This window comes from Thermobacillus xylanilyticus (assembly GCF_907165215.1).
Classification (GTDB): Bacteria; Bacillota; Bacilli; order Paenibacillales; family Paenibacillaceae; genus Thermobacillus; species Thermobacillus xylanilyticus.
Genome location: NZ_CAJRAY010000059.1, coordinates 1 through 7,074, shown reverse-complemented (window position 1 = coordinate 7,074; position 7,074 = coordinate 1). Strand labels below are relative to the sequence as shown.

The following is a 7,074-nucleotide window of genomic DNA, read 5'->3' as shown; positions in this document are numbered from 1 at the left end:
CGATTTGATGGTTCGTCAGTTGCTGCTCCAGCCATTGCTTTCCTTCCCCGATCTCCTCAATATGTTTTTTGAAATAGCGTATGGTTTCAATCCGTCCGACACCGGGGTCGATCTCGCCCTTTTTCAGGTCATCCAATAACCAGTATTTCCATTTGTCTTTGAACCCTGATTCCGTTTCTTCTCCAAATAGCCACCGCATTTTTGATAAGGTTTCTGCTACCTCATTGCTTGAGATATCCGAAGCGATAATCTGATCCAATAAATAGTCAATTTTGTCTTTCATTATATATTTAAACAAGTGAACTTTATCGTGCGTTTCACATATCTTATACGTCAGCTGCAGCGCACAGTTGAGATCCTGAAAATACTTTTTATTTGAAGCGTGAGATATAGATTTATCTTCCTTGTCACGAATACGGTAATTATATACAATTCGCTCGACGAATGAAATTCTGCGCGCATTCAAATAGCTGTTTACCGAAAAAACCAAATCCTGGGCAGCAATTCCCTCAGGAAATCGAATATTGTTTTCTCGAATGAGTTCTGTCTTGAAAATTTTGCTCCATATTGCCGGATTCATCTCAAGTATCTGAGGAAATTGTTCGATATCGTCTACACACAACCCGTTTTTTCCCACGAATTTTCCAATGTGGTCTTTTTTGTTAGAACTGTACCTATACATCCCCACAACAATATCGCTGTTATCACTGGTTATTTTGCTGTAAAGCGTTTCAACGGCAACGGGTTCATATTTATCGTCAGGATCAAGAAACATGATAAATTTTCCATCCGCCCGTTCCACGCCAACATTTCTGGGCTTTCCAGCCGCCCCGCTCCTTTCGGGCAAATGGATTGAAATAAAATTCTTATATTTAGAACTGTATTGCTCCATAATTTCTCCGCTCTTGTCTGTCGAGTTATCATTCACCATGATAACTTGAAGCCTTTCATGTCCGAAGGTTTGCGACAAAATGGAATGAAGAGCTTCCTCCAAATACGGTTCCACATTATAGACCGGAACCACAATGCTAATCTCGGGCTTCATGATGAACGATTCCTCCTCTGAACCAGACACTAAGCGCCAAAAACCAAAACTTCAACCAATTTATTTCATCTGTTCCATGAGCCACTTTTTGGCTTCTTCAAGCTGTTTGACCCAATCGTTCAATTCCTCGATCATTTTTTTCTGGTTCAGTACTTCCTTCTGATAGTTTGAAATTTGATCCTCGTACCATTCTTTCGCCTTCAATAATTCGTCGTTCCAACGATTCACTTTCTTCCATTCATTTTTGGGAACATAAACAAATCGCTGCTGTTGTAAAAAAAGATATTCGTCGGCCCCCATTCTTTGAAGGTTACGTACGCCTTTTCAAATTCTATCACATCTCTTGTATGCATCAGCATTTTATTTAAAGCCTCGATAATTGAAGTTTTGTATTGCAGAAACTCTTCCCATGATTTTTCTTTGCAAAAATCATCAATAATGCGTAAACCTTCGATTCGATCCGTTATATTTTTATTGCTGGGTAAGCGATTTATTATGAAACTCTCTTCTCTCGGTTCGCAAATACACAATATCGGGTATGATTCTAATGTTTGATGGGTAATAAAATGACATTATCGAAAACGGAACGTCTTCGCCGATCAATTTGGGAAATCTGATGTTATTCTCCTTTAACATCGAAGTCAAATATAACTTTCCCGTTGCAGCCACATGGCCTGCAGCAAACATCAGGTCGGAACGAAAATTTTGGGTCAAATCTTTCCGGAACCAATGTTCATAGTATTCGACAGGTTCCATATCGTCTTCAGATCTGAACCATACGGATTTCCCGGCAACAATTTCACAATGGTATTCCTCGGCTGTGTTATAAAGCGCCTCACATGCATGGGGAGACAAAGCATCATCCGAATCTACAAAGGTAACATATTTCCCTCTGGCGTAGTCTAATCCTGAATTTCGGGCTTCCCCAAGTCCTTCATTGTTTTTATCGATAATTGCGATTTGACCAAATTGCTCACAATATTTTTGGGCAATGGCTAAACTTCCATCGGTCGATCCATCATTTACAACGATAATCTCCACATCAGATAACGACTGATTGACCAGGGATTTCAAACAATTGTCAAGGTATCGTTCCACGTTATACACCGGCACAATAATGCTGACTTTTGGGGTCATCGCAACCACCTTAATGTCATGTTTCTGGCCCATCTTAACAGCCTTCCCGATCTTGACCACTTGAACTGCACAATCAACCTTTGAACAAAATAACGATTGCTGTATTTCTTGAAATCGAGAAAGATCGTATGGGGAGATTTTTTCAATTGTACAATTTCCTTTAAATACTTGACGAACTTCAAAGCTCGATTGCTGTGAATCATATGAACTTCATAGTCAATATACATGGTTAGATAATCATCAATGAGATTTGGAAGCATTTGGACCGCTTCAGCAATTTTTTTCCGTCTCTCATTCCCTTTCCCGTTTGCAAAAGCTTCAAACTCCGTCTCCAAAAAAGATATCATCTTGCTTTTTGTAAAGCTGTTTACGATTCGATTCCGACACGCGCTTTTTATGCTGTCCGCTTCATCATCAGACAACGATAAGATCTCGACAATCGCTTTCACATACTGTTCGACTTCTTGTTCCGAATAGGATCGATTATGAAGATCGTTCAATTCATTTTGGTAAAGAGGCAAAACACGACCTACCGTATTATCAATCAATTCTTTCTGTCCGCCTACATCGGAAGAGATTACGGGCACGCCCATTGCAAGTGATTCATACGTTGTAAGACTGATCCCTTCCTTAAGTGAGCAAATCAAAGTAATTGAACTATCCCGATAGAAGGGACGCAAATCCGACTGCCGTCCGGCAAAATATATCGCATTCTCAAGTTTGTGCTTTTTAACCGCCTGCTGCAATTCATTTAGCAGCGGCCCGTCCCCGACTACAACAAATGCAATATCGGGGTTTCCGGCATAAGTCGCTTTAGCTATTTCAAACATGAGAAACGGTCGTTTTTCCAAATCAATTCTGCATGGAAAGAGGACGATTGGACGACCTTCGCCGATCCCGAGCATCTTTCGGGCTCTCCCTGGTTCAACGGCATCCGGGCTGAAATGGAGCTCATCAACACCGATATAAACCGGTTCAAGCCGCTCCGGATCTTTTGCAAAATGACGGACCATTACATTTTTCAAGTGCATGGAACTGACATAAGTTTTGTCGAGTATGTCGCCCATAACCCCGGAAGTTCGTGCATACCCTCCTGCACGCCAAAACCACGCTTCAGAATGCACATAATCCAAAATAACAAGATCCGGGAATGTTTTTCTCAACCATGGAAGTAAATAATATCCATAATAGCTGTTTGACAACAGCACAATTTTCACGTCTCTGGAACGTATAAAATAACATATAAATGCAGCCCATTGATCGATATCCAGAAATGTGGTGAGGTCAAACAAATCGGTTACATGTTCTTCAAAGCGCTGTCGCCATGTCGATTCCGCCGGATTTGTCGTAATGACCGACAGTTCAAACTTCTCTTTATCTATCCTTGACAGCAGATCCAAATTAAACAGATCGGCTCCTCCCATTTCCATATGAGGGAGCAGCAACAATACCTTGATCTTGTCATTTGTCACTACCGGAGGCCGATTCCATTCCCATGTCTCGGGTTTTTTGTACGGAAGTTCCCGATAACGGGGATATTCAAGAACATCGGCTTTCCCTTTGATTTGCTTTGAAAGTTCCCTGATCAGTTTCCTGGACTTTTTTTGCAGGTCTTTATCGTTTTTGATTTTGCCAAGAACACCGGTATCGGTACGTCTGTACCAAAAGCCGTACCAATTCATATGTACGGCTTTCTTACCTTTGATCAAAAATTTCAGCCACAACATCCAGTCTTCGTATAGAAATTTATGCTGTTCATCCTGCAGTCCGACTTCCATCAAATCTTTTTTTCGAATTCCGGCCGCGTATGTAAGGATGTTCTCCACTTTCATCTGGTTAATGTTGAAAGGCTTTTTCCAGAGATACTCTTGACCGAAAAAACCGACACTATCCGTATAACACCAACTCGCATCCGGATTGGTGTATAAAGACCAATATACGCATTCCAGATAGGTCGGTTCGATCAAGTCATCCGCATCAAGCGGCACAATAATCTCCGTATTTGACTTTATGATCGCCAAATTCCTCGCGGAGGACGGACCGCCGTTTTCTTTATGGTATACCGCAATTCTGGGGTCCATTTGTTCCACAGCAGCCAATAAAGAAATATCCTCACTTCGAGTGCTTCCATCATTTACAATTAGCCATTCGAAGTAAGGAAACGTTTGATTGAGGACACTGTTTACGGTTTCCATAAAATATTGACCCGCATTATAAAACGGCGTAATTATGCTGATCAATGGCGGGCCGAAATTATTCAACTTGCGTCCTATAAGAGTTCTCCCGGGCCTCTTGCTGAAATCAAAATCTTGCATTCTATCGCTTCACCCTGATTTCAGTATTTTTTTCAACAATAAAACCGCACGATTGACCCATCCAAAGCCATAAATAAGCATCCCGATTAAGAGTGGAGCATCTCCGCGGAATCCCTTCTTCAGATACTCCGTTCTGATAAAACGATCCGCTTTGATATGATCAGCCATACTGGTATTTGCCATAGACGGAATATTGGACGGGTTTGTTCTCTTATGGTAGTTGGCCAAAGTCTCTTCAATAACAGAAATGCGGTATTTCCGGGCAAATCTTATGTTGAACTCCCAATCTCCAAGAACCTGTAGATCCTCGCGATATTCCCCCACGGATTCCAAAGCCTTGCGCTTATACACGAAAGCATTTGTGGTAAACAAATTGCATCGAGCCAGTCTGTACAAACGGACGGATTTCAATTTGGGGTTGAACGGCGTTTTGCGGATAATCCGTATGGAATGTCCCTCAATGGACTCATATACCAGCATCGTTCTGCACACAACGCCAAATACTTCGGGATTCCTCAAGCGGTCAACGCATTTTTCGAGAAACGTTCTGTCCCATGTATCATCGTCATCCAAAAGAGCAATGATTTCGCCGCTGCTGTTTTTCAAGCCCACGTTTGTGGCAAATTCCATATTCCTGGCATACGGAATGTGGAACGTTTTGATCCGGCCAAGATGCTCTTTGAAAGATGCCGCCACTTCATCAACTTGTCGGCCGTCTCCGCCATTGTTGACGACAACAATTTCCCAATCTTTGTAGGTCTGTTCAATAATTGATTGAATTGCGCGCGCCAATAGTAGCTTCCGGTCAAAGGTGCGCACTATAACGGATACCTTGCACAAGACAACCCCTGCTTTATCTTTTTTGATATTCTTTAAGAACGGTCTCAACGTCGTCGATCATGACAACCTTTCCTCTTTCCAGCAAGAGGGCCCTGTTGCATATTTTCCTTATATCACTGGTTGAGTGAGAGACAAACAAAACTGTTGCTCCATTTTTGATCATGGATTGTATGCGCGCTTCACACTTTTGCATAAACCTGTAATCGCCCACGGACAAGGCTTCATCGACCAACAGGATTTCGGGCTCAACGACGGTGGCAATGGAAAAGCCCAACCTCGCCAACATCCCTGACGAATAATTTTTCAACGGAACATCGATAAATTCGTGCAATCCCGAAAAATCAACAATCTCTTCAAACTTTTCCTTCATGAATTGGTTTGAGTACCCAAGAACCGCGCCGTTCAGGAAAATGTTCTCTCTCCCCGTCAGGTTTGGATTAAACCCGGCCCCCAATTCAATCAAGGGAGCTACTGTTCCGTTGATTTTCACATGTCCTTTTGTCGGCTTCAACACACCGGCAATAATCTTCAAAAGCGTGCTTTTTCCGGCTCCATTCAACCCGACCAGTGCAAGCACTTCTTTTTTTCTGACCTGGAACGAAACATTGGATAGAGCCGTAAATTCCTGATACAATAGCTCGCCTTTAATCATTTTCAGCACATATTCTTTTAAACTGTCCACTCTTTCTTTGCTCAGGTTAAATGTCATGGAGACATTGCATACTTCAATGGCAATATCCGAATCCATCGAGATACCTCCGAAGGTCAGACATAGAGAATAAAGCGATCTTGTTTTTTCCGAAAGATCAAAACGCCCGCCAAGAGACTGATTGCCCCGATGGCAAAACAAATCATGTGAAGATTCAACGACGGAATTTTTCCATCAATGATTTGTCTGAACATCTCCAACGTCCAATAAACGGGATTCAGTTCCACCAGGAAACGCAGATCTTCAGGAACGATTTTTACAGGATAAAACAACGGAGTAAAGTACATCCACGCAGTGAGCAATACCTGATACAAGTGCTCCAAATCTCTGAAAAACACCGTATAGGCAGCGAGAATAAAACTGATCCCGGTTGCAAACATCAAGGTATAAATAAGAGGGAAAGGCAATAGAAAGAGCGCGGTTGTGACTTCCACTCCACCGGTAAAAAGCGCAACGATAATCAAGGCCAAAATCGAAAAAAACGTATTGACAAGTGAAAAAATCGACTTCGATAAGGGGAAAATATACTTCGGCACGTACACTTTTTTGATCAAGGACTCATTATTGACAATCGACAACATTGCCGAGGCTGTCGCTTGGGAATATAGATCCCAAATGATTCTGCCCGTCAAAACATACACCGCAAAGTGCGGAATATCACTTTCAAACAACGCAGAGAAAATAATAGAGAACACAATCATCATAAGGATCGGATTCAACAAACTCCAAAGAATGCCCAAAATCGAACGGCGATACTTGACCTTAAAATCACTGATTACCAATTGAATCAATAAATAGCGATACTTTACAAAATTACTCCAATAAATATTTATTTTTTTCATAAAATACCCCTCTAAATAAAGTAAAAATTATAAGATTTTATTGCCGACGAAAGATGAAGGACCTGATTACCTGTCGGTAGAACTTAATATCTCAACTTTCGCAGTATGAAATGGGCAAACAAGCCTTAATGTAGCTGGGTAAAGCGGCAATCCATTGCTGGAGTTGACGTTGAATCAGAGCCGAAA

7 protein-coding genes are annotated in these 7,074 nt (G+C 41.7%); all 7 read right to left on the bottom strand.

The features are described 5' to 3' along the window. The coding region (locus tag KJQ12_RS11925; RefSeq protein ID WP_213484854.1) for a glycosyltransferase at positions 1-1,045 on the bottom strand (1,045 nt) is incomplete at its 3' end. A gap of 60 nt (positions 1,046-1,105) precedes the next feature. Further along, positions 1,106-1,273, bottom strand: a complete 168-nt coding sequence (locus KJQ12_RS11920) for a hypothetical protein (protein ID WP_213484853.1) — start codon at positions 1,271-1,273, stop codon at positions 1,106-1,108. 243 nt (positions 1,274-1,516) lie between these two features. Further along, positions 1,517-2,215, bottom strand: coding sequence for a glycosyltransferase family 2 protein (locus tag KJQ12_RS11915; protein ID WP_213484852.1), 699 nt, complete (start codon positions 2,213-2,215; stop codon positions 1,517-1,519). Further along, a complete protein-coding gene (locus KJQ12_RS11910) occupies positions 2,179-4,497 on the bottom strand; it encodes a glycosyltransferase (RefSeq protein ID WP_213484851.1) in 2,319 nt (772 codons plus the stop codon). The genes KJQ12_RS11915 and KJQ12_RS11910 overlap by 37 nt, the downstream gene beginning before the upstream one ends. A 9-nt stretch (positions 4,498-4,506) precedes the next feature. Then, entirely contained in the window at positions 4,507-5,385 is an 879-nt protein-coding gene (locus KJQ12_RS11905) for a glycosyltransferase family 2 protein (protein WP_213484850.1), read from the bottom strand. Then, positions 5,351-6,085, bottom strand: coding sequence for an ABC transporter ATP-binding protein (locus tag KJQ12_RS11900; protein ID WP_213484849.1), 735 nt, complete (start codon positions 6,083-6,085; stop codon positions 5,351-5,353). Before KJQ12_RS11900 ends, KJQ12_RS11905 begins: the two co-directional genes overlap by 35 nt. A 17-nt stretch (positions 6,086-6,102) precedes the next feature. After that, positions 6,103-6,888 carry an ABC transporter permease gene (locus tag KJQ12_RS11895; protein WP_213484848.1) on the bottom strand — a complete coding sequence of 262 codons (786 nt, stop codon included), beginning with the start codon at positions 6,886-6,888 and terminating at the stop codon, positions 6,103-6,105. Between the last annotated feature and the right edge of the window lie 186 nt (positions 6,889-7,074).